This window comes from Brumimicrobium aurantiacum (genome assembly GCF_003402975.1).
In the GTDB taxonomy this organism is placed as follows: Bacteria; Bacteroidota; Bacteroidia; order Flavobacteriales_D; family Crocinitomicaceae; genus Brumimicrobium; species Brumimicrobium aurantiacum.
Genome location: NZ_QURB01000008.1, coordinates 165562 through 188072, shown reverse-complemented (window position 1 = coordinate 188072; position 22511 = coordinate 165562). Strand labels below are relative to the sequence as shown.

The following is a 22511-nucleotide window of genomic DNA, read 5'->3' as shown; positions in this document are numbered from 1 at the left end:
GCTTTCCATAAAGTTCTCAATTGACAGAATTATACTTTTTTAATTCCATTATTTTTTAATTAAATACAAGAAAAAATGATCTATAGAATTATTTCATTTTCCATTCATAACAAGTTAATCATTGGATTAATGACCTTAGCCATCATCGGTTTTGGGATTTTCTCAATGCGCACAATCAACTTAGGATCCGTGCCTGACATTACAAACAATCAAGTTCAAGTAATGACAGTTTCACCCAATTTATCTACAGCAGATATCGAACAGTTCGTGTCTTATCCTGTCGAAGTGGAAATGGGGAATCTACCAGGAGTACAAGAAATTCGTTCGATTTCACGCTTTGGATTATCGGTGGTGACTATTGTTTTTGAAGAGGAAATAGGGACTTACCATGCCCGACAGTTGGTACAAGAAAAATTAATCGATGTTCGACAAAATATTCCCGCTAAGTTTGGTGTGCCCAGCATGGGACCAATCACTACAGGATTAGGGGAAATCTATCAATACAGTATTGAAGTTGAACCTGAATTTGATTCCATTTATTCTTTAACAGATTTGCGTTCGGTTCAAGATTGGATTATTGCTCGTCAACTTACGCTCATCGAAGGTGTCGTTGATGTAAATGCTTTTGGTGGATATATCAAACAATATGAAGTTAGTATTGACCCCGACAAATTAAAAGCGATGAATGTTACAATTAGTGATGTTTATACTGCTTTAGAAAAAAACAACACCAATACTGGTGGAGCTTACATCGAGCGAAATAAAATGGCCAACTTCATTCGTGGAGAGGGACTAATTCGTTCTCTGGATGACATTCGTAAAATCCCTGTTAAATCTGAAAACGGAATTCCTATAAGCATTGCAGACATCTCTGAAAATGTAGGTTACGGGAATCAAGTGCGCTATGGGGCTTTCACAAAAGAAGGAAAAGAAGCCGTTGGAGGAATGGTTTTGATGTTGAAAGATGCCAATCCAAATAAAGTCATCAATAAGGTAAAGCAACGAATCGATCAAATTCAATCTTCACTGCCAGAAGGATTGAAAATTGTGCCTTTTCTAGACAGAAGCCAATTAATTGCTAGAACAACAGATACAATTACTACCAACTTAATTGAAGGAGCGTTAATTGTAATTTTTGCTTTGGTGATTCTTCTCGGAAGTTTTAGAGGTGGATTAATCACCGCTACGACAATTCCTTTGGCTTTATTGTTTGCTTTTATTCTCATGAAACAATTCGGTGTTTGGGCAAATCTAATGAGCTTGGGTGCAATTGATTTTGGGATAATCATCGATGGAGCAGTAATTATCATTGAAGGAACCGTTTTTGAAATTCAGCGAAGAATCAAGAAAGGGACACTCAATTTCACAAGAAAAGAAATGGATAATGTTGCCATTGAAGCCAGTAACACCATGATGGAATCGGCATTTTTTGGTCAAATCATCATTCTAATCGTCTTTATGCCTATTTTATTCTTGACAGGAGTTGAAGGAATAATGTTTAAACCAATGGCTTATACTTTTGGATTTGCCATGATTGGAGCTATTATTTTGTGTCTGACTTATGTTCCAATGATGTCAGCACTATTTATGCGACCAATGCAAAACAAGAAAAGTTGGTACGCTAAATTTGAGATAAAACTCGATAGATTTAGCAATGCAATTATTGGAGGAATCAACAAGGTTTATCACCCAGTTTTAGAAGCTGCCTTAAAATTCAGATTAATTGTAATTGGAATTGCAGCTTTAATTTTAGGAATAACCATTTTCACTTTCTCTCGTATGGGAGGAGAATTTATTCCACAATTGAAAGAAGGAGATTTGGCGATTCAAGCATTGATTCGACCAGGAAGTAGCTTGGAAGAAATGATTGCCACTTCTACTAAAATTGAAACGACATTATTGGAAAATTTCCCTGAAGTTCTTTCTGCAGGTTCAAGAATTGGTGTTGCGGATATTCCTACAGACCCAATGCCGATGGACATTGCAGATATGTTTGTGATTCTAGAGAAAGACCACAGCAAATGGACAAGCGCTAAAAATGAAGAGGAACTCATCGAAAAAATGCAAGCCAAATTAGCTGAAGTTTTAGTGGGTGTTAACATTGTTTTTAGTCAACCCATTGAATTGAGATTTAATGAATTATTGACAGGAGTTCGTGAAGATGTAGCCATTAAAATTTATGGTGAAGATTTAGACGTTTTGAACGAAAAAGCGGCAGAACTAGCTGAAATAATAAAGAAGATCGATGGAGTTGGTGATGTAAATGCTGAAAGAACTTCTGGTTTACCACAAATCAACATCAAATTTAACAGAGATAAAGTAGCACAATATGGAGTTTCGATCGAACAATTGAACACTTATTTGAGCACCGCTTTGGCGGGAGGAGTTGCAGGAACAATCTACGAAGGTGAACGTCGCTTTGACTTGGTGGTGCGCTATGGAGAAAACTACCGTTCTTCGATTGATGACATAAGAAAGTTATTCGTGGATTTACCGAATGGTTCTCAAGTGATGTTGAAAGAATTTGCAGAAATCGAATACGAACCTGGTCCAATGCAAATTTCACGAGATGACACTTATCGCCAAACCTATATTGGTGTAAATACCAGAGGTCGAGATGTAAAATCTGTCGTAACGGATATTCAAGAAAAAGTAAAAAACGAACTCAACCTTCCTCCGGGATATAACATTTCGTATGGAGGTCAATTTGAAAATCTAGAAAGTGCAACAAATCGCTTGATGATTGTAGTTCCAATCGCCTTGGTTCTGATTTTCGTACTACTTTATTTCGCATTAAATTCATTTGCGCAATCCATCATGATTTACATCGCCATTCCTTTAGCTGCAATTGGTGGAGTTTATGCTTTATGGCTACGTGATATGCCCTTTAGTATTTCCGCTGGAGTAGGCTTTATCGTGCTTTTCGGAGTCGCCGTTTTGAATGGTTTGGTCCTCATAAATCGATTTAATTCTTTAAAAATGGAAGGTATGACGGATATTAAGGAAAGAATTTTCACAGGAACAAGAGAAAGAATTCGACCAATTATGTTGACCGCGTTAACAGATATTTTCGGATTCTTGCCTATGGCTTTTTCCGCTTCTGCAGGTGCTGAAGTTCAACGTCCACTGGCAACTGTTGTTATTGGAGGAATGATCAGCGCTACCCTACTCACCTTGATTATCTTGCCTATTTTATACATGTATTTAGAAAAAAGAAAGATGAAAACAAAACGAAATCCATCACTTGCCATGGGAATTGGAGTACTGTTTATTCTGATTTCTCCAATGTTTAATGCGCAGAATAAGCTTCAAGAAAATTGGCAAACAATTTCAATTGAAGAAGCGCAAGAACAAGCTTTAGAACGACTTCCATTGCTGAAAGCAAAACAATTTGAAATTGACCAACAGAACGTTTTAAAGAAAACAGCTTGGGATTTAGGAAACACTACCGTTTATACTGGAAAGGAAGAAGCCGGAAATGGCGAAACGGGAGTTTATACCAGAGTAGGAATCATACAAAACAACATCAATTTATTTGGAATTGGTTCAGCTGTACAACTTCAAAATGAGCGGGTTATTTTAGCCGAAAAAGCTTTAGAAATTTCTCAAGCTTCCATTCGCTATGAAGTAAAGAAGGCTTGGGCTGAAGTTTATACAAGTCAATCCACTTATCTAGTTTATCAAGCTTTGGATTCTGTATTTACGAAAATCAAAGCAACTGAAAAATTAAGGTATGAGGTAGAAGACATATCGAATTTATCTTATTTATCGACAGCCAACGAAGCCAATGCATTGAGAATAAAAAAAGAACAGAAATACCACGAATACATCAAAGCGATTCAAAAATTAAACCTTTGGTTGGTCAGTGATACCATTTTTACTGTTCCCGAAATTGATGAGAATAATTTTATTGACCTCATCGATTTGAATTCTGATTCTATTTCAAATCATCCGCTTCTCTCCTATTTTGAGCAAGAAATTAAGATTGCTGATGCAGAAATAAAAAATCAAAATTCACAGTATTTACCAACATTCAACGGACAAGTTGGAGAGCAGAAAATTGGAGCTCAAACTGGATTTTACACTTATCAAATTGGGGTGAATATCCCATTGATTTTCAACAAACAATTAGGGCGAGCTCAAGCGGCAAAAATTGACAGAAAAATTGCAGAGCAAAACTTTCAGCAACAAAAAATGGAATTGAAACAAGAATTCAATTCTGTTTATGAAGATTATCTAAAATGGAAGAAAACTTGGATCTATTATCAAGAAGAATCCTTGCCCATGGCTCAATTACAAAGAAAAAGTGCAATTGCAGCTTTTAAAGAAGGTGCGGTAGATTATTCAGACTTTTTACAAGCAGTCAGGTCTGCAATCAGCATTGAATTGGATGCTTGGAATGCACTTGACAATTATTTAAAACAGCGTTATTTACTTGAATATTACATTCAAGATTAGAGATTTAAAAGTAGTAATAACACAGTTTACTAAAACATAGAAAAATGAAAACATACATAAAATATATAGCGAGCTTAGTTCTTATTTTAGGACTATTTTCTTGCACAACAAGCGAGACAGCTCCTACCGAGGAAGAAAACGATCATGGACATGATCACATAACGAATGAAGTTCATCTTACTCCGCAAAAATTCAAAAGTCTGAAAATTGAATTAGACACCATGCAACATCACACTTTCGAGGGAATTGTTCAGACGAATGGAAGTTTGGAAGTTCCGCCACAACACGAAGCTACGATTACAGCAATCTTGGGCGGAAATGTGGTTTCAATTGAAGTTATAGAAGGAGAAAATGTCAAAAAAGGTCAAACTTTAGCTTATTTGAGTCACCCGAATTTCATCAATATTCAAACGGCATATTTAAAAGCCTTTCACAACGACGCTTATTTGTCAAAACAATTTGACAGACAAACAAAGCTTTCTGAAGCAGAAATTGGAGCAGGGAAAGACATGCAAAAATCGAAGTCAGAATACCTTTCAAACAAAGGCGAAATGAATGGTTATGCTGCTCAATTAAAACAATTAAATTTAAATTTAAATTACATTCAAGAAGGGAATTTATACGATAGAATTCCGGTTAAAAGCCCAATCAATGGGTCAATAGAAGCGGTTGACATTCAAATTGGGCAATATATGGAACAACAAACGACCATGTTTAAAATTGTAAACACAGAACATCTTCATGCCGATTTCATGGTATTCGAAAAAGACGTAATGTTTGTAAAAGAAGGTCAAAAAATTGAATTTACGGTAGCCACATCGAATCAACCATTAACGGCTGAAATTATTTCTGTTGGAAAACGTTTCGAAGAAGCTCCAAGAGCTGTTCATATTCATGCGGAAATCGAAGAAAAAGACATTAATCTTGTTGCTGGAATGTACATCAAAGGTAAAATATTTACACAAGCGAATGAAGTGATGGCATTACCTGAATCAGCAGTAATTACTGAAGATGGAAAAACCTATATTTTCATCACTACGCAATCTGAAGAAAAAAGAGAAAAGGAATTCGAATTTCAAATGATTGAAGTAAAAACAGGAAAACAAGAAGATGGTTGGATTGCTATTGATTTGCTATCGCCATTACCTGAAAATGCTAAGATTGTTCAGAATGATGCATATTATCTGATTGCTGAAATGTTAAAAGGCGAGACAGCGCATGAGCATTGAGGTCATAAAACAAGTCATATCCCTAACACTTAATCACTTTTCGGTGTTAGGGATAACTCACTCGAAATCTTTTAAAAACTAATTCTAGTAATAGGTTCTCTTATGCTAAAGAAAAAACATTCATACATCAATTGAATAAACCTAGGTATTTTAGACTTATACATACTCGTTTGTGTGGGTGAGGTTTTAAAATTGAGTTTATTTTTGTTTGCAAGTAGCGCTGCTCTTCTCATATGGAAAGGATCTGAAATCAGCAAGACTGTTTTAAACTCAAGGGAATCCATAATTTGCTTTGCTTCACTCAGGTTTTCCACTGTATATTTTGATTTTTTCTCAATAAAAATATCTCCTTCATTCACTCCTTTTTCAATGGCATATTTTTTAGCAACTACACTTTCAAATTGAGTTTGACCTTTTCCTTGTCCACCAGTATAAATGATCTTTGAAACAATTCCTTTTTTATACAAGTAAACACTGTGATTGATACGCTCACGAAAAACAGGCGATGGAATATCTCCATTTATTCCAGCACCAAGAACAATAGCAACATCAGATTTTTGCTCACTATATTCAAAAGAAAATTTATAGATGCGAATGGCATTTATAATGAAGTAAACGAGAACAGAAAAGACCAGTAGTGAAATAAACTTTTTAAGTTTCATTAATCCCAAATCTCATTAGCCTCCGTCAAGATTACTGGCTCTTTGTCTGTAACAAGTATAGTTTGCTCGTGTTGCGTCACAAATCCCCCTCTATTACCAACCAAAGTCCAACCATCACTCTGTTCAACTGCAACTGAAGAATTTGTTGAAATAAAAGTTTCTACAGCCACTGTTGTGTTTTTCTTAAAGCGTTCTCTATTTGTTCTCACCCTGTAGTTTAAAATATTTTCTGGTTCTTCGTGTAAACTTCTTCCGACCCCATGTCCAGCTAGATTTTTAATGACTTTATAGCCAGATTTTTTCGCTTCAGTTTCAATGATATGTCCAATATCTGATATTTTCACTCCGCCTTTTATACTGTTGATTGCCTTTTGTAAAATATGTTTTGACGCATCAACTAAAGGTTGGTGGTTATGAATATCTTTTCCCAAAACAAAAGAGCCTCCATTATCTGACCAAAACCCATCCAATTCTGCTGAAACATCAATATTTACTAAGTCTCCTTCTTTTAGAATCTTTTGATCAGAAGGTATTCCATGTGCCGCCTCTTCGTTTACACTAATACAAGTATAGCCTGGAAATCTATAGGTTTCGAAAGGAGCAGATTTTGCACCATAACTTTTCAAAATCTCACCACCGTATTCATCCAGTTCTTTGGTTGACATTCCTACTTTGGCGTATGCTCTCATTCGTTTTAGCGTAGTTCCAACGACTTGGCTAATTCTTTGCATTCCGATTAATTCTGACTCATTGGTTATTGACATATCCTTATTGTTTATTTGAATAACACACCAAATGAAGTTTTGATTAATTACTCAAGCTATATTCACTAGCTAAATTAATCATTCTATGCTGATTTTTTAAAGAACTAAACAAGGAAATTCTCTTCATGACACACTTTTACAACATGGCCAAACTAAAAGCTAGAAACGCTTACCCTTCTTTTTTTAAAGTTTGAATATCGCTGATCAGTTGTTTAACAGATGTTTTATTGAGTCCATTATAAATTCCTCTTATATGTCTGTTTTTATCAATCAACACAAAATTTTCGGTATGTAAAAACTCATCTTCATCTTTTTCCAAGCCTAAGTCATCTTCAACAAAGTAATCTTTTCTATCCAATTTGTAAATCTCTTTTTCAGAACCTGTAACCAAGTGCCACTTATTTGAAATAACTCCTTTATAGAGCGCATAATCTTTCAAAACCGCTACAGAATCATCGCTTGGCGTAACAGAATGAGAGAGCAATAAAACATCGTCATCATCTTTAAACGCCTCTTGAACAATATTCATGTTTGCAGTCATTTTAGGACAAATTCCAGGGCAAGATGTAAAGAAAAAATCGGCAACATAAATCTTATTTTCAAATGTTTTCTCATTCACTTTTTTTCCTTGCCTCACTCAACAAATTCAAGAAATCATTACTATTCCAAGTAAATTCTGGCCAATTGTCCTTTTGATGTATAAAAGCTTTCATTCAATGCATTATTTGCAATGAAAGTAACCTGTATTCGTCGCAAATCAAAATTATTCGTTGCTTATTTTGCATCAATTACCACCTATATTCGTTGCACTATCGTCTATTTTGATTGTTCATACCGTCCCACAGCTATACCTCTGCTGCTATCTTTTAGAATTAGGTAATAATTTTAAAGATGTACGATTGAGCTTGGTTGATTTCTTGGCCAACTTAGCGAGGCGATCTCACAACCGTAGGGCCTAAAAGGCACGCCGAAGACTTAGTTATTGGGTGAAGTTTTTATTATTCGGTTATTCTTTTTTTCAAATCCATTCGCTCGTGTAAAATTCTCGTTATTTCGATTGGATTTAATTCTGATTTTCGATAAAATATTACGTGTCGATTTGCTTTTAGTCCGAAAAGGTCAGATTTAATTCCGTCATAATTTTTTCCAAGTTCAGGATTGTTGGCAATGTCTTGGCAAATATCTAAGAGCATATCGTAATATCTGTCAGCTTGATTTTCAGACCAATTCTCGAGTGTATATTCCCAAATTCCGTTTAAGTCAGCTACAGCCTTATTGGTCAATTCGTATTTAGCCATTCTTTCTGCGTTTCGCTTTTAATTCTTCAAGATTTTTTTTGGGGTCGAAATCGTGAGCAATTCCGCTATCAATTCCTTCTTGAATAGCATTCCTTAACGCAATAACTTTACTTTCTTCATTTTCCAATAGTCGAAGTCCAGCTCTGATTACCTCGCTTACATTTTTGTAACGTCCAGCAGAAACCTGAGTTTGTACAAACTGGTCAAAATAATTTCCGAGCGATATTGATGTATTTTTCATTTCGTTTTAATTTTACTCAAATATACCAAATTTTGGTAAAATATTCAAATTTGCAGATTTTCGCTCAAATTACACCCAACGTCCAAGCTACGTATTGTCGCCATTCATTTTTAATTTAGTCTAAAGTAGTCATTTTATTTTAATCAAAATGTTCATTTTAAAAGTTTCGTTGGCGATAATACTTAGCGGGTGTTATCGGAAGTAAATTCATTTACGGAGTAGAACACCCGGAAATATACAAGACTAACCACACCATATTGTTCCTTTTTAGAATGGAGCTAAAGAGGTTCACCCAAGAACTGGAAAGAAACTATAAACACCATTAAATCAGAAATATAAAAGAAACGACATGTGCGTAATGGAGAAGTTATGGCTTAGAAGCTGTGAAATCGACATCAAACTGGTGAAAGTCCTTATAAATGCCTGGTTATTGTCATAGTGAATGGTAATCAACCAGTGTAAATGAGAAATGCACGCACACTTTCGAGTCTGCAAACCTCCAAAATCATCTTTCAAAAACAAAGTATAAAATCGCTTTCCCCATACGTTCGGCAAGCTTACTTCGGCTCGCTCAGTACATCGCAGTACAGATAGGGAAATCCGGATCTCCCGATTAAAATACGGGACAGGCTGTCAACATGGTGTTATTCATTTCTTGTTTATTTTCAAAGGTATTCATGAGAACTTCGTTGTTCAGCGGCCCCTATTGAGCCTGTCGAAATATTGGCCAACTTAGCGAAGCGATCTCACAACCGAAGGGCGTAATCCGTTGGTAAACGGAGACGCTCGGCACGCCGAAGACTTAGTTATTACCTGCTGGCTTTTTTCTTCAGTTTTAGTTTCATCATTATGTCTGTCTGTTTATCATTTCCCAATTGGAAAATATGTTTGTCAAATGCTACAAATCCATTTTTTTCATAAAATCTGATTGCTCTTGGGTTTTGCTCCCAAACGCCTAACCAAACATATTCTACGTTTTTTTCTTTCGCCAATTCAATCGCTTTGTTGCAAAGAATTTGTCCGACTTTTTTTCCGTGAAATTCCTTTAGCACGTAAATCCGTTCAATTTCGAGTGCGTTTTTATCTTTTATTTCTGTTTGTGATTGTCCGAAATTCACTTTTAAATACCCAATCACATTATCGTCAAGTTCCGCAAAATAGAATTCAGCGTTTTCGTCTGTCAGTTCAGTTTTCAGTTTTTCGGTCGAAAATCCTTCTTCCAAATATTTCTGCATATCTTCTTCGCTGTTATCGGAAGAAAATGTCTCGGCAAAAGTCAATTTCCCGATTTCCTTTAGGTTTTCAATGTCTTGGATATTTACTTTTCTAATTTTCACTTATTGTTTAGTTTAAAATTCTTTTTCATAATAGTCACATAAACTGGAAGCGATACATTCTTCGCATTTCGGTTTTCTTGATATGCAGATGTTCATTCCGTGCTGTATTAGCCACACGTGAGCGTGTTTTTTATATTTTTTTGGTGTAAGTCTGTTTATTTCGTCAGCGGTATCTTCATTGGATTTAGTTTCCACTATTCCAAGTCGGTTCAAAACTCTGTGTACGTGTGTGTCAACTGCAATGGTGTCTCCACCAAAATTAAAATTCATCATTATATCTGTACACTTCCGTCCCACACCTTGTAGTTCCAAAAGTTCTTTTTCCGTTCGTGGTACTTCTCCGTTGTGATTGTCAATTAACTGTTGGCACATTTCTTTTAAATGTTTTGTCTTTCGATTATAATGTGCCACAGGTTTAATCAACTCGGTAAGTTCGTCATCTGACAAATCCAACATTTCTTTTGGTGTTGTAGCTTTATCATATAGGCCATTGCACGCTCGGATTACCCGTTTTGTGTGTGTCATTGTTGAAAGCATTACAGAGACCAAACTTTTAAAATCCGTACTGTTAAGTCCGTTTTTTTCCCATTCATTATCGTTTTCGGCAAATATTTCGTACTCGTTGCTTAATTTCTCGTAAACTTTTTCAATTTTCTTTTTTGCCATTTTTTCGATTATGTTTTTGGTGTTTTTCAGCTTGCAGGTAACACTCTTGTATATGGCTCGTAGCGTGTAAATTAGTTATAACCATTCGATTAAGAACGAGCCGAATTTTTTAACTTTAGTCTAAAGTAGTTATTTTATTTTAATCAAAATGTTCATTTTAAAAGTTTCGTTGGCGATAATACTTAGCGGGTGTTATCGGAAGTAAATTCATTTACGGAGTAGAACACCCGGAAATATACAAGACTAACCACACCATATTGTTCCTTTTTAGAATGGAGCTTAGGTAGCCAGCTAGGCACTGTTCTAAAATGGTAGCTGCAGTTTTTTCTTCCCTTTTTACTCCAAACCTTAGAACGATCAAGTTAAGGCGATGTAAATTTTGGAATAAAGGCTTTTTACTTTAAATGTCTTTTGCCAATATCTTGACTTTTACATTTTTAAACCTTAACTTTTATCTAAAATCTGTTTGACGTGCCAACGTCACAAACACTCTGAAAAGAGATGTTTGCACGGTTTACCCGAAACAGATTTTAAAACCAAATCATTTTGCAAATTACCTGGTTATCGTTCTTAGTTTGGAGAAAAATCTTGAAAAAATAAAGCGTTCAATATGAGGGTGGGTTGTCCTATACGTGGTGGACTATTTACGATTAACGGTTCTGCGGTAGGAAAAGTGGCGCTTTCTCTCGAGTGTAATTGTGCGCCATTTTTTTTACCGCATGTTATGTACCTGTATTAATTTGAGTGAACTGGCAGCCTTTAATGCCAGAGTTGCAAATATCTTTCATTAGTTTTTCCGAAACACATACTACTGGTGTAGAATTTTCCATTAATAGTCGAACATTATTATTAATTCCATTGTCTCCCTGGTTGAATAGTAAATAGCTGTATTCATCATAAGTTTTTCTTTTCTTGATTAATGGCAAATCATATATGTAATATTCAGGTAATTTATAATTCTCTAAGAGTCTCAGCAACCTATTGCTAACTACGAGCCCCTGTTTTTCATTTATAAAGTTACCATGAATACAGTCTGTAGGTTCGTTCTTGCCTGTGAGAACAGCCTCACCCAAATAGGTTCCGCTTTCGGGGGGCTTTCCATCCTTAAACAGGTTTTGTAGTTGTGTTACTAGAGGGGTGAAATTTTTCTCCATGACTACAGAAAAAGTTCCATCAGGGTTTTTAATTATATCACCCTTCGGTTTGTTCTGCCAATATGTAAACTCCCAGTCATCGATATATGCAACTCGATCATCACTTAAGTCAGGTTCTATTTTATAAAATTTATCAATCATTCGTACTCTGGTCTATGGTACATAACGGCTGAGCCTTTGCGACGGCCTGTTTTTAAATGTTTTATCGAAGATACAAACATTTGATTTACATGAATGTAAAAATCGAAGGTTTTTACAGGCTGACCGTCAAAGGCTGTGTTAGCGGTGAGTAATTTTATACTTAGTCCATTTATTCCAATCTTCCCAAGTCATATAGCTCTCCAAAGTATAGCTTCCATCTTTATACTTGAAATTTCGAATCATAGGTGGTTCTTTTGGAAAACTTGAAATATTGAAATTTTCTATTAATATTGAATCCTTTAATACTTCAACCTTACGAATTATGGCGTCTTGATTTTTAGTTCGTATAATTTTCCAATTAGGAGAATCTGAGGTAATACCTGTCAAATAAAATTCATAAATAATTTTATCAGTAGGATCATTCTCATTACGGTAAACAATAGCTTCCGACATTTCTGGTGGAGTAAATATTGTGAAAATTGAAGAAATAATAATGGAAACCATACTAATAATCATCAAAAGGAATGATGACAAACCTGTTGTCTTTTTTTTATTTTCTCTTTTAATATTCCAAATTGTAAATAAAATCAGAATAGCACTTATTAACCAAAAGAAAAGAGAAAAAGTCAGAAGATTATAAAGTAAACCATTTTGAATTTCGATGCTATCCGAACTTAAATAGTCAGAAACAAAAACATTACAGATAAATAGAGTGCAAATTATTATTGCGGCTTTTCCAAGTCTAGTTAATTTTAAATTTGGTTTACTCATCTTAAATTACCGCTAACGTCCAAGCTACGTATTGTCGCTGTTCATTTTTAATTTAGTCTAAAGTAGTCATTTTATTTTAAACAAAATGTTCATTTTAAAAGTTTCGTTGGCGATAATACTTAGCGGATGTTATCGGAAGTAAATTCATTTACGGAGTAGAACACCCGGAAATATACAAGACTAACCACACACTATTGTTCCTTTTTAGAATGGAGCTTAGGTAGCCAGCTAGGCACTGTTCTAAAATGGTAGCTGCAGTTTTTTCTTCCCTTTTTACTCCAAACCTTAGAACGATCAAGTTAAGGCGATGTAAATTTTGGAATAAAGGCTTTTTACTTTAAATGTCTTTTGCCAATATCTTGACTTTTACATTTTTAAACCTTAACTTTTATCTAAAATCTGTTTGACGTGCCAACGTCACAAACACTCTGAAAAGAGATGTTTGCACGGTTTACCCGTAACAGATTTTAAAACCAAATCATTTTGCAAATTACCTGGTTATCGTTCTTGGTTTGGAGTAAAATCTTGAAAAAATAAAGCGTTCAATATAAGGGTGGGTTGTCCTATACGTGGTGGACTATTTATGATTAACGGTCTAGTATAAGAGCAGTAGCGGATATCAAGGCGAATACCTTTCCGCTATCACCAAAGTTTATTAGATGTAAAGACCTTATATTTAGTACTTTCCCCGCTATTGCTCTTATACATTGTTGGGGTGCGTTTTTTCTTTTCAAAAAGGTAAATCATCTTCTTCGTCAGAGTGCTCTCCTAAATCATACCAACCTGAAAGTTGTAACCAACATTTCGGTTTTTCTCCTTCATTGAACGAAACCCATCTTGCTAATGAAACCCTTATTAATGTGCCTGCTGGTATTATATCAACTGGCTTTTCTAATCCTTTAAATTTGATACTTCTCCAACCGCTTGTTGACGGATATTGGTATCTAATACCATTGTATTCTTTACGTTTCAAATCTTTATCACTTATCCAAAATCCTACGCTATGATTCGGAATTCCTCCATCACGGTCTATATAACCACTACCACTTTGAGTCCATTGAATTAGCTTGTCAAAAAGTTCGTCAGGATGTCCTCTCCAAATAGGAATATTTCTCTTCTCTATAACATCCTTAATTGTGATTTCGTCTTTAAGTTTTCCCTTAGATATTCTGTTATGAACTAAAATGTCTTCAACGTGAGGTGGGTTATTATTTGGTCGTTCTTCAAATTCAATTTCCCATCCTTGTTTAGGTGCCAAATCTGTATTTTCTGGTTGATTATTGCCTTGCTCGTCAAGTAGTCTTACATATCTACCCTTCAAAGTCAAACCACCAACACAAACTTGATTATTGTTCATTTTGGTTTTAGAGAGTATTATGACTATTTCTTTCATAAGTGTGTAATTTTATATCCAAGCTTTTCAAGCTTGTCAGTTACAATTGACCTATGACAAGCTTCTGGTTTTTCTTCAACACAAAACAAAACCACACGATTTGCACCAACTTCATCAAGCTTATCTATAAATGAATCGAAGTCAAAATTGCTTAATATTCTATCTTTATACGCAATTGTAAATACTTTACCGAGTTTATTTCTGTCTCTTTTTAATTCTCCCTGTTGAGCATCGGCTTCTTTCTGAAGGTCTCTAATGACGGAAGTAGGGGCAAGTTCAATTACGTGTCCATATTTAATATCAAGCTCGTTAAGTTTTTCTTGAAGCCTATTGCTATTTACAAAAGCATATTTTGCACCTCTTACACCTCTTCTTTGGCGTATATCGCAAAATGTGTCAATGTTGTTATCTAATAGCTTTTTAAAATATTCCTGCTCGGTTGAGTTATAAACTCCTATTGTAAAAAATTCCATTAATATGATTTTCTTGAAGTAAAGTCCATTTCGTTTCCAAATAGGTCAACTGTTCCTTTACCTTTTGTTAGTTCGTTCATTACTGCTACTTGCGATTTAACTCGCTTCTCTGATACAATGTGCTTCAGAGAAATATTTTTATTTAGAAGTTCTTGTCCAATTAGTTTGCTTCTATGGCACTCTTCAGGTTTAGATTCACTACACATTATGACAAGGTTGATTTTTTTTGCGTTTGCTGTTGTTAATCTTTCAAGCCCTTGTTTAAAAAAGTCTTTTTCTTTAATTAAATCATAAACAACCTTTCCATCATAATCATAGCAACTTCTGTCTTCAGGAAGACCTCCTAATGTGTCGCCAACAAAAACATAGGTAATTCCATTATTTTTCAATTCCAAGTCAAGTGCTGCTTGATTAAATTGGGGATTCCATTTTGAATAGGGTTTTGAACGTATGTCGAGAAGAAATTGAATTTTATACGACTTCAATTCGGCTATGAAGTCCTCAATCTTCTTATTTCCGTGTCCTATTGAATATATTGTCGTGTCTTTCATATTTGCAATTTACGAAATTCTTGTCATTTTTATGTGTTGTTTTTCAAATGCACCCCAACGTTGTTGTATATGGTTTGTTGCGTGGTTTAAGCACCTAATTTAGCAAATAAAAACCGAATAGAAAATCCGCGAGGATTTTCGTAAATAGGCTAGAACTAGCAATAAATTATATACGGTGTTGGCAGTAGTATTTATGATACCCAAAGCATATTTCTTTCCACTATTTTCCATTTACCATTTTCTTTAATACAAAATATTATTTCGCCTGAGCCACATAATTCCCCACATAAGAAATCAAAGTAAAAAATTGCTTTATCGTTGTTTTTATTTAATTTAAAATCAGAAAACCTAATTGACGCAATATATCTGTATTCTTTACTTTTCCAATATTCTTTATTTTGTTTTTCTAATTGCCCTAAATCCTTAATGCTATATTTTCCTGTTTGTTCTAATTTTTCCAATTCCAATTTACCTTTTTGAAATGATGTACTATCAACTAATTCAATTAAGAGTTGGTCAAAGTCTTTTGAATGTAGAGAGTCAGGATAGTATTTTCTAGGAAATGTTGATTCTTTGGTATTCCAATCTCTAAATTCCCTTTTAGGATTATTGAAATTAGAACTAATTCCTAATACTAGTTCTGACTTATCTAATTTAGGATTAGCAAAAGCTTCATCATACTTTTCTTTTTGAACATGGTGGCTTATTGAATCTTGTTTGTTCTCAGCATATTCCAATGGCATTGGTGGAATCGGAAGTCTTTCATAATAATATTCAGTTCCGACTAATTCAAGAAAGATATCGTTGAGTATATTTAGTTCAGAATCAATATTGTCTTTTTTAGATAAACAACTTACCAAAATAAAGAAAAAACTAATGTTGATAATGACTTTTTTCATATTACTGCCAACGTGTTTATATATCCAGTTAAACTGTATTTAGCCTTCCTGAAATAGAAATATTGTACAGTTTTATTGTTTTTTATTACCATAAAACTAATAAATATTACTTGATTTACAAGTCATCAAACGGACTTTTAATTCGTTGAATATCTCTATTGGTAACATGCGTGTAAATCTCAGTGGTTTTTGAACTTCCATGACCCAATAATTCTTGTATATAACGCAAATCTGTTCCGCTTTCCAATAAATGGGTAGCATAGCTATGCCTTAGCCAATGTAATGTGACTGGTTTCTTTATTCCTGCTTTTTTAACGGCCTTTTTTAAAACCTCTTGAATACTTGTAGGGCTATATTGTGTGCCTGGTGTCTGTCCCTCAAATAACCACGTTTTTGGTCGGTATGCTTTATAATAACTGCGTAATTCTTTAATTATCTTCTCACTAATGGGAACAACTCTATCTTTATTCCCCTTTGATTGATTTATTCGGAGTAAATAACGATCCGTGAGTATATCAGTAGGCTTTAGATTTAAAATTTCACCTCTACGTAAACCACAAGCATATGCCAAGATTACATAGTTCGGTGTTTCAAATTAAGTGGTGCATCTAAAATTTTCTTGATTTCTTCTTTACTCAATGCATTTGGTAATCGCTTTTCTTTCCTAGGTCGTTGAATTAACTCAGTCTCTAATTTCCTTTTCTCAACTGTTTTAAAAAATAATTTCAACGCGTTTATAAATTGATTCTGATAGGAATTGGATAGTTTGTTCTTTAAAATATACATATTATCAAATCGTATAATATCGTCATTTTCTATTTCGGAAATAGGTTTATCCTTATAAAACACTAAAAAGACACGCATAACATTTATGTAGGTGTTTTCCGTACTTTTAGAATAGCGATGAGCTGTGAGCCAATCTTTGAAATTCTTTAGTTGTTCAATTTTTTCCTCCGAAAGAGTGTCTTTATCGTAAATAGGCAGACCAAATTGCTTTCGATAGATCTTATTATCAGGTAAATGTCATGTTTTCTTAGAAGCGCTCCATTTTGCACCACGAAGTTTTTTAAATCGTTGGCGTAATTCTGGTTTGTTTTCGAAGCTTACAGCAATTCTAGACTGTCCTTTATGGGTGATAATCGTTGCTTTAAATTTAGACATGATTTAGGTTTTATTCAGTAACTCTTATTTAAGTTAATAAAAAACAATCATTAGTACGATGTTAAAAAGAATCATTTCTTCCCGGCCCTGACGGTAACGGAAATCCTGACGCAGTTGAATGTACAGCTGTTTGCGACAGAAGAGCGACCTTGGAAGCTCCTTTTGGGGCATTTTACAGCGTTACTTTTCAGCAAGACAGATTGGAGGTGTAGGCAGAACAGGACGCCAAATCAGCAAGAGTTTTGAGCAAAAGCATACAGGTAAAAATCAGCATGAGTATTGGGCAAGAGTATAGAAGTAACCAAACTATCCAACTTTAAAACTATCGAACTTGAAAACTAACCAACTTGACAACTAACCAACTTGAAAACTATGTAACTAACCACCTACTTCGTAAACTTAAACTGCAGGGTCACATACCCAGAAATCCCATCTGATGGTAAAATCCCTGGGCCAGGATATCCCGTTGCTCTTCGGGTGAAATAGCTAGCATTGGTGAAATTGTTTACCCCAAACTCTACTTGGAAGAACTTTTTGAAAGCATATTTTCCGCTAAAATCAAAGACAGCATAAGCCGGAACTAGTCCAATTACAGCGTCTCCTGATGCTTCTTCAGCATTCGAGGCATCCGAAAATTGAGAAGAATTGTAAGAATATTGTACTTTTAATGTCCAGTTTTTAAAGGAGCTACTGATCCCTGTTTTAATCATAAATTCACTCACATATTCAACTTTATTGCCTACATAATTTGGTTCTTTCGAGGTGATATAATTCGCATTGATATAAGAAGTATTCACGAAGGTTTTTAAAGTCCACTTTCTTTTCTTCGCACCTAGCTTTAACCAGTCAATTTCTGAGAACAATTCGAGTCCATAATTTTGTGCGTCTCCAATATTGGTACGTTCCTTTTTGATGGTTTTAGGTTTTGGTGCCAATCCAATTTTATCACCATAGAAAATGTAAAATGCAGATAAATCATAAATCAAAAGGTCGTTTAACAAGCCACGGAATCCGAGTTCAGAAGTAAAACCGTATTCATCTTTAATGTCAGGATCAACCACAACATTTGGATTGGTTACACGGATATCTGTAAAGTTAATGGCACGATAATTTTGTGTAATGTTTGTGTATAAATTCGATTTCTTTCCTGTTTTGTAAGAAACTCCGGCTCCAAAAAGAGGAACTGTTCTTTCTACAACATTCGAATCATTAATAGTAGAAATGGATAAGGTATCGAAATTCAAAGGGTGAACTACATATTGCTTGTAAAACCCACTGGATTGTGTTTCAATATTTTCAATTCGCACACCTAAATTAATCCTCAACTTTTTTCCTATAAAAAACATGTTTTCGGCAAAGACGGCTTGATTTAACGAAGGATAGGTAAACGATGAACCTTCGACATCATCTGGATTGACGAAAATAAAGTTGGCATCATCTCCATCGGCCGCTGTTCCTTGTTCTGTTTTTGTTTCTCCTTGATAAACCCTTGCTCCTATCAATAAGGCACCTTTAATTTTAGCTTCGTTTTGTTCGGATTTAAACCAACTGTATTTCTTCAAAAAACGCGCCTCTACTCCACCGTTCATAAAGTCAGAATAGATCATTTCACGATTTCCTCCTTGATCAGTTTGGGTGATTTTCCCTAAAAAGCCAATTGTTCTTCGGTTAGACACCATTCCGAAAGCACGTACGTTAAGTGTTGCGGTTTTACTTAATTCATAAGTCGAACGTAAGGCCAATAAATTCCAGTCAACAGCAAACCAATTTCGATCGCGCACACTTTGTCGTGGATCTTCTTCAAAATTAACATCGGTAAGACCTCCAGCTTGTTTGGTGAGGTAATTCATGTGGGTAAACTCTGCACTCACCTTCCAATTTTCATTTAAATAGTAGCCCAATTGTGCAAACGCTTGATGCTGGTAAAACGCACTATTATCACGGTAACCGTCTCCCCTTTTATATTGGTGATAAGCTTGATAAAACATACGGTTGTGCGTTCCTGAAACACGGTTAAAAGTACTGAAGTATCCATAACTTCCAACGGTATTTCGACTGGTAAATTCAAAAGGAGAATGTTCAACTGGATCTAAAATTTCAAAATTCAATAATCCACCAAACTGTGTTCCGAATTGCAAGGCGGCAGAACCTCGAATAATTTCAATGCTTTTTAAGGCTTCGATGGGTGGTGTATAATAGCTTTCGGGATATCCTAAGGCATCTGCACTAATGTCGTATCCATTTTGTCTGGTATTGAAATTCGCCGTTCTTTTTGGACTTAATCCTCTTCCTCCAATTCCTACTTGAATTCCTGCTCCATCATTTTCCCAAATGTTTAAACCCGGAACTTTAGCGTACATTTCACGTGCATTTCCTGTAGATTTTGCACCACTTAAATTTTCTAATTCTATAATTGAATTGGTTCCTGTGTTTAGTCTTACTCCTTTAATGGGTGGCATAAATCCGACGTTAAAATCAGCCATGCGTTTTTGAATGATCATGACCTCCTCAATATCTTGCGTTTGGTATTTCATGAACAATAGGTTTTTTCCGCCTAATTTCAATTCTTTTCCTACAACAACGAATAAACTATCATAGTAAGAAAAGCTAAAAACGAGGGTATCTTTAGGTTGTGCGGCTATCGCAAAATCTCCGTCAATTGAGGTACGTTTTAGCGCACCACTAGTAAGGTTGTGAATTTTCACTCCCGGAATAGCGTCATTTTCTTTATCTAGAACTTTTCCACGGTAAATTTCTTGACCAAATGAAAAAGTGACGAAGAATAACGCTATTGCAAATACAACTAATTTCATTTTTCAAATGGTTCTAACCAATTACGGTGTTTCAAATTATAATTTAAGGTAGACAAATCATGTTTTTTATCGACAAACAGTTGTGCTCGTCTACCGTTTAAAGCGACAAATACTTCTGCGTTTACTTCAGGATCGCGCAAAGTTATTGATTTAGTGGAATTAGAGAATGTCTTTCCATCAAATTCTGACTTTAAAAATTTAGCATACTGTAAAATCATATCGGGCTGGGTAGCCATTTGATCTTCTTGTCGAACGGTTAAATAGTCAGAATTGTCTACTTCAATGGTTCTTCCAGTTGCTTTATCCTTAATATAAAAAGTCGCTAAACCTTCTTTGTGCATCAACATTACACGCCATGAAAAACGGAACCCTTCTTCGTTCCAAAACAAATTTCCTGGATACAATACATAACGGAAAGGAATTACAATTTGGATAAAGATATAAATTACCAATGCTAATTTCACAAAACTATTGGCCTTTGGTTTGGCATCAATTTTATCTGGAACATAAGCTGGCCATTTGAAAATCGATTTCAATGCCAACAATAAAGTGCGGTGGAATTTGACACTAAAGAAAATAGTCGTAGAGAAAATCATGACCCAAGGAAAAACACCGATGGGAAACAACAACCATGTAACCAAATGGAAGAATATCACAACGATATAAGCGAAAGGTCTGGTTTTACGTTGCAAGAGGAAAAACACGATAAATAAGTCGTAAAAACATCCACCCCAACTCAATAAATAAGCCGTTGCTTCTTCTTGCAATAAATTTCCAATAAGCGGAATTTGATGATGCGCTTGCAGCCAAATTTTTAAAGGTTGTGCTTCCAAAAGCCAATCGGAGTTTAGTTTAGCGATTCCAGCGAAAATATAAACGACCGCCATTTGAAATTTCAAAATTCCTATGTGCCATGCCGAAACTAATTTTCTGCGTAAATGTGGTCTTCTTAAAACATCAATGGAAAAATCGCGATTGGCAGGTACAAAAATGAGTAAGAAAACCATTAAACTTACAAAATAGTAATGGTTTAAATAATTAGATTTATCAATCAGTTCTACGTAAGTAAAGCAAAGAAAATAAACAAAAGTACTGTAGCGATAAAAGAGTCCGATGACAATAAATAGAGCAGAAATCACCATGATAACAAAAGGCAAAAACATCCAGTTTCCGGGTAAAGGTTTCACCCATTCAAAGCCTAAATATCCGAAATAAAATTGCGGTTCGATATATTGTGTTGTTACCCAACCTTTATAAATAAACCGTACACTACTGAAAAGCAAAATAGCCCCAAAAATAATGCGAAACATTATTAGAGGAGCTATAGATTCTTGCTTAAAAAAATCAATTTTAAAAGGATTCCCTTTTGTCATATCTATCGATTAATCACCGTCATTGTCTTGGTATGTAATGAGCACACCAAAGGCACCCGTCATATCAGTCTTAATGTACACTACATGCTCTTGCAATTTGAGGTACAATTCATCCAACTGATCTGTTTTTGAAGGATCATTAATCGCCTCTTCTAAGGTCATTGAAAATCCTTGGGTTTTATCTAAAATAATTTCAAATCTATCTTTGATGGTTTGGTCTAAATCATCTTTACCAAGGTGAACTAGGTAATCGCTAAATCCAATTCCAGCAGCATCAGTTCTGTAACTATTTCCTTTATATGTTGTTGCCAAAGCTCTAATACTCTCTTCAAGTAATTCGAAAGAAATTCCACTGTAACGTGCTTCAACATAATCTGGATTAGCAAGACCTAAGTTCGCTTTTCCGATTGGAATACCTACTTTGGCTGTTTTCGCCAATTCAAAATCTCTATTGAACTCATTCACAAACTCTGAAAATGCAGAAGTTGATGAAGTTCCAGTAGATTCATTGAATTCACTTTCGTAAGTTGACCATCCATTCACTACATTTTGCGTTTCGTTGTATAATTTCTCAATCACTTCAGAAGCGTAATCTGCATAATCTGAATTGTTTTGAAACGATGTTAGCGAATTTGAGTTGTAGAACAAATAGTCTAAAGCGTTAAAACCAATAGCATCAAGGTTTACTACAGAAGACAAGTTATAACCACCGTTACTAATATTATCTTCTATTTTTGCTGTATCGACAGGATAAGTTGCTGTTGCACTTTTGAACCCGATATCTCTAATCGGTCCAAAGTCAAATATTTTAAGCCATTGCCAAATTATGTAACTCTCTTTCCAATGTAATTTTACTTCTTCAAGATTTGCACTATTTGGTGTCGCTTTGAAAGTTTCAAAACTTGACTTAAGATCTGATACTTCAGTACTAAAAGCGTTCAATGACGGCACAATGATGTTTGAAGAAACGTTTTCTAACATTTCTGCTTTATCAAAATCTGTCACATCATCGTCAACTCCTACCTTATCCTTACAAGAAAAGAGTAGTCCAGTACTTAATAAAACAACTAATCCTATCGATTTATATAGCATAACCTATTGTGTTAAATAATTTTGTGTCTATTTTC

23 protein-coding genes are annotated in these 22511 nt (G+C 34.9%); 3 read left to right on the top strand and 20 right to left on the bottom strand.

The window, feature by feature from the left end; translation table 11 throughout:
• Nucleotides 1–75 precede the first annotated feature (75 nt).
• Nucleotides 76–4458: a CusA/CzcA family heavy metal efflux RND transporter gene (locus DXU93_RS12765; protein WP_116881685.1), complete on the top strand. Its 4383-nt coding sequence runs from the start codon at nucleotides 76–78 to the stop codon at nucleotides 4456–4458.
• Between the two features lie 44 nt (nucleotides 4459–4502).
• Nucleotides 4503–5687 carry an efflux RND transporter periplasmic adaptor subunit gene (locus DXU93_RS12760; RefSeq protein ID WP_116881684.1) on the top strand — a complete coding sequence of 395 codons (1185 nt, stop codon included), beginning with the start codon at nucleotides 4503–4505 and terminating at the stop codon, nucleotides 5685–5687.
• A 71-nt stretch (nucleotides 5688–5758) separates the two neighbouring features.
• On the opposite strand, the gene DXU93_RS12755 is transcribed toward DXU93_RS12760, so the two are convergent.
• From DXU93_RS12755 to DXU93_RS15070, 17 genes are all read right to left on the bottom strand, one after another.
• Nucleotides 5759–6349: a YdcF family protein gene (locus DXU93_RS12755; RefSeq protein WP_116881683.1), complete on the bottom strand. Its 591-nt coding sequence runs from the start codon at nucleotides 6347–6349 to the stop codon at nucleotides 5759–5761.
• Nucleotides 6349–7113 carry a type I methionyl aminopeptidase gene (gene map / locus DXU93_RS12750; protein ID WP_116881682.1) on the bottom strand — a complete coding sequence of 255 codons (765 nt, stop codon included), beginning with the start codon at nucleotides 7111–7113 and terminating at the stop codon, nucleotides 6349–6351. Before map ends, DXU93_RS12755 begins: the two co-directional genes overlap by 1 nt.
• A gap of 169 nt (nucleotides 7114–7282) precedes the next feature.
• On the bottom strand, nucleotides 7283–7750 hold the full coding sequence (locus DXU93_RS12745) for an SCO family protein (protein WP_116881681.1): 468 nt from the start codon (nucleotides 7748–7750) through the stop codon (nucleotides 7283–7285).
• A complete protein-coding gene (locus DXU93_RS15355) occupies nucleotides 7725–7826 on the bottom strand; it encodes a DUF4172 domain-containing protein (RefSeq protein ID WP_205679270.1) in 102 nt (33 codons plus the stop codon). The genes DXU93_RS12745 and DXU93_RS15355 overlap by 26 nt, the downstream gene beginning before the upstream one ends.
• Before the next feature lie 285 nt (nucleotides 7827–8111).
• Entirely contained in the window at nucleotides 8112–8411 is a 300-nt protein-coding gene (locus DXU93_RS12735) for a type II toxin-antitoxin system RelE/ParE family toxin (protein ID WP_116881680.1), read from the bottom strand.
• Nucleotides 8404–8652 (bottom strand): type II toxin-antitoxin system ParD family antitoxin, encoded by a 249-nt coding sequence (locus DXU93_RS12730; RefSeq protein WP_041578750.1) that lies wholly within the window; start codon nucleotides 8650–8652, stop codon nucleotides 8404–8406. The genes DXU93_RS12735 and DXU93_RS12730 overlap by 8 nt, the downstream gene beginning before the upstream one ends.
• A gap of 809 nt (nucleotides 8653–9461) precedes the next feature.
• On the bottom strand, nucleotides 9462–9989 hold the full coding sequence (locus tag DXU93_RS12725; protein ID WP_116881679.1) for a GNAT family N-acetyltransferase: 528 nt from the start codon (nucleotides 9987–9989) through the stop codon (nucleotides 9462–9464).
• Nucleotides 9990–10001: 12 nt separating this feature from the next.
• Complete coding sequence (locus tag DXU93_RS12720; RefSeq protein ID WP_116881678.1) at nucleotides 10002–10655, bottom strand: endonuclease III domain-containing protein; 654 nt, start codon at nucleotides 10653–10655, stop codon at nucleotides 10002–10004.
• Between the two features lie 722 nt (nucleotides 10656–11377).
• Nucleotides 11378–11950 carry a hypothetical protein gene (locus DXU93_RS12715; RefSeq protein WP_116881677.1) on the bottom strand — a complete coding sequence of 191 codons (573 nt, stop codon included), beginning with the start codon at nucleotides 11948–11950 and terminating at the stop codon, nucleotides 11378–11380.
• 138 nt (nucleotides 11951–12088) lie between these two features.
• Entirely contained in the window at nucleotides 12089–12721 is a 633-nt protein-coding gene (locus tag DXU93_RS12710) for a hypothetical protein (RefSeq protein WP_116881676.1), read from the bottom strand.
• A gap of 730 nt (nucleotides 12722–13451) precedes the next feature.
• Nucleotides 13452–14114, bottom strand: coding sequence for a dual OB domain-containing protein (locus tag DXU93_RS12705; protein WP_116881675.1), 663 nt, complete (start codon nucleotides 14112–14114; stop codon nucleotides 13452–13454).
• Complete coding sequence (locus DXU93_RS12700; protein WP_205679269.1) at nucleotides 14111–14587, bottom strand: DUF488 domain-containing protein; 477 nt, start codon at nucleotides 14585–14587, stop codon at nucleotides 14111–14113. The genes DXU93_RS12705 and DXU93_RS12700 overlap by 4 nt, the downstream gene beginning before the upstream one ends.
• A complete protein-coding gene (locus DXU93_RS12695) occupies nucleotides 14587–15138 on the bottom strand; it encodes a DUF488 domain-containing protein (RefSeq protein ID WP_116881673.1) in 552 nt (183 codons plus the stop codon). The genes DXU93_RS12700 and DXU93_RS12695 overlap by 1 nt, the downstream gene beginning before the upstream one ends.
• Before the next feature lie 191 nt (nucleotides 15139–15329).
• Nucleotides 15330–16037, bottom strand: a complete 708-nt coding sequence (locus DXU93_RS12690; protein WP_116881672.1) for a hypothetical protein — start codon at nucleotides 16035–16037, stop codon at nucleotides 15330–15332.
• 115 nt (nucleotides 16038–16152) lie between these two features.
• On the bottom strand, nucleotides 16153–16608 hold the full coding sequence (locus DXU93_RS15220) for a tyrosine-type recombinase/integrase (protein ID WP_240623459.1): 456 nt from the start codon (nucleotides 16606–16608) through the stop codon (nucleotides 16153–16155).
• Nucleotides 16609–16610: 2 nt separating this feature from the next.
• On the bottom strand, nucleotides 16611–16982 hold the full coding sequence (locus DXU93_RS15215) for a tyrosine-type recombinase/integrase (protein WP_240623460.1): 372 nt from the start codon (nucleotides 16980–16982) through the stop codon (nucleotides 16611–16613).
• A gap of 78 nt (nucleotides 16983–17060) precedes the next feature.
• A complete protein-coding gene (locus DXU93_RS15070; protein WP_165851408.1) occupies nucleotides 17061–17198 on the bottom strand; it encodes a hypothetical protein in 138 nt (45 codons plus the stop codon).
• Nucleotides 17199–17328: 130 nt separating this feature from the next.
• Here DXU93_RS15070 and DXU93_RS15065 point away from each other — a divergent pair, with 130 nt between their 5' ends.
• Nucleotides 17329–17493 carry a hypothetical protein gene (locus DXU93_RS15065; RefSeq protein ID WP_165851407.1) on the top strand — a complete coding sequence of 55 codons (165 nt, stop codon included), beginning with the start codon at nucleotides 17329–17331 and terminating at the stop codon, nucleotides 17491–17493.
• A 91-nt stretch (nucleotides 17494–17584) separates the two neighbouring features.
• Here DXU93_RS15065 and DXU93_RS12680 read toward each other — a convergent pair whose 3' ends face one another.
• From DXU93_RS12680 to DXU93_RS12670, 3 genes are read right to left on the bottom strand one after another with little or no spacing between them, the layout of a single operon-like run.
• The gene (locus DXU93_RS12680; RefSeq protein WP_116881671.1) at nucleotides 17585–20011 is read right to left on the bottom strand and encodes a TonB-dependent receptor family protein; all 2427 of its coding nucleotides are present in this window, start codon (nucleotides 20009–20011) and stop codon (nucleotides 17585–17587) included.
• A complete protein-coding gene (locus DXU93_RS12675; RefSeq protein WP_116881670.1) occupies nucleotides 20008–21384 on the bottom strand; it encodes an HTTM domain-containing protein in 1377 nt (458 codons plus the stop codon). Before DXU93_RS12675 ends, DXU93_RS12680 begins: the two co-directional genes overlap by 4 nt.
• A gap of 9 nt (nucleotides 21385–21393) precedes the next feature.
• On the bottom strand, nucleotides 21394–22476 hold the full coding sequence (locus DXU93_RS12670) for an imelysin family protein (RefSeq protein ID WP_116881669.1): 1083 nt from the start codon (nucleotides 22474–22476) through the stop codon (nucleotides 21394–21396).
• Nucleotides 22477–22511: the final 35 nt, after the last annotated feature.

Excerpts from the sequence above, each read along its gene's own strand:
- DXU93_RS12765 (WP_116881685.1), top strand. The coding sequence starts at position 76 with ATGATCTATAGAATTATTTCATTTTCCATTCATAACAAGTTAATCATT.
- DXU93_RS12760 (WP_116881684.1), top strand. The coding sequence starts at position 4,503 with ATGAAAACATACATAAAATATATAGCGAGCTTAGTTCTTATTTTAGGA.
- DXU93_RS12755 (WP_116881683.1), bottom strand. The coding sequence starts at position 6,349 with ATGAAACTTAAAAAGTTTATTTCACTACTGGTCTTTTCTGTTCTCGTT.
- map (WP_116881682.1), bottom strand. The coding sequence starts at position 7,113 with ATGTCAATAACCAATGAGTCAGAATTAATCGGAATGCAAAGAATTAGC.
- DXU93_RS15355 (WP_205679270.1), bottom strand. The coding sequence starts at position 7,826 with ATGAAAGCTTTTATACATCAAAAGGACAATTGGCCAGAATTTACTTGG.
- DXU93_RS12735 (WP_116881680.1), bottom strand. The coding sequence starts at position 8,411 with ATGGCTAAATACGAATTGACCAATAAGGCTGTAGCTGACTTAAACGGA.
- DXU93_RS12730 (WP_041578750.1), bottom strand. The coding sequence starts at position 8,652 with ATGAAAAATACATCAATATCGCTCGGAAATTATTTTGACCAGTTTGTA.
- DXU93_RS12720 (WP_116881678.1), bottom strand. The coding sequence starts at position 10,655 with ATGGCAAAAAAGAAAATTGAAAAAGTTTACGAGAAATTAAGCAACGAG.
- DXU93_RS12715 (WP_116881677.1), bottom strand. The coding sequence starts at position 11,950 with ATGATTGATAAATTTTATAAAATAGAACCTGACTTAAGTGATGATCGA.
- DXU93_RS12710 (WP_116881676.1), bottom strand. The coding sequence starts at position 12,721 with ATGAGTAAACCAAATTTAAAATTAACTAGACTTGGAAAAGCCGCAATA.
- DXU93_RS12705 (WP_116881675.1), bottom strand. The coding sequence starts at position 14,114 with ATGAAAGAAATAGTCATAATACTCTCTAAAACCAAAATGAACAATAAT.
- DXU93_RS12700 (WP_205679269.1), bottom strand. The coding sequence starts at position 14,587 with ATGGAATTTTTTACAATAGGAGTTTATAACTCAACCGAGCAGGAATAT.
- DXU93_RS12695 (WP_116881673.1), bottom strand. The coding sequence starts at position 15,138 with ATGAAAGACACGACAATATATTCAATAGGACACGGAAATAAGAAGATT.
- DXU93_RS12690 (WP_116881672.1), bottom strand. The coding sequence starts at position 16,037 with ATGAAAAAAGTCATTATCAACATTAGTTTTTTCTTTATTTTGGTAAGT.
- DXU93_RS15070 (WP_165851408.1), bottom strand. The coding sequence starts at position 17,198 with ATGTCTAAATTTAAAGCAACGATTATCACCCATAAAGGACAGTCTAGA.
- DXU93_RS12680 (WP_116881671.1), bottom strand. The coding sequence starts at position 20,011 with ATGAAATTAGTTGTATTTGCAATAGCGTTATTCTTCGTCACTTTTTCA.
- DXU93_RS12675 (WP_116881670.1), bottom strand. The coding sequence starts at position 21,384 with ATGACAAAAGGGAATCCTTTTAAAATTGATTTTTTTAAGCAAGAATCT.
- DXU93_RS12670 (WP_116881669.1), bottom strand. The coding sequence starts at position 22,476 with ATGCTATATAAATCGATAGGATTAGTTGTTTTATTAAGTACTGGACTA.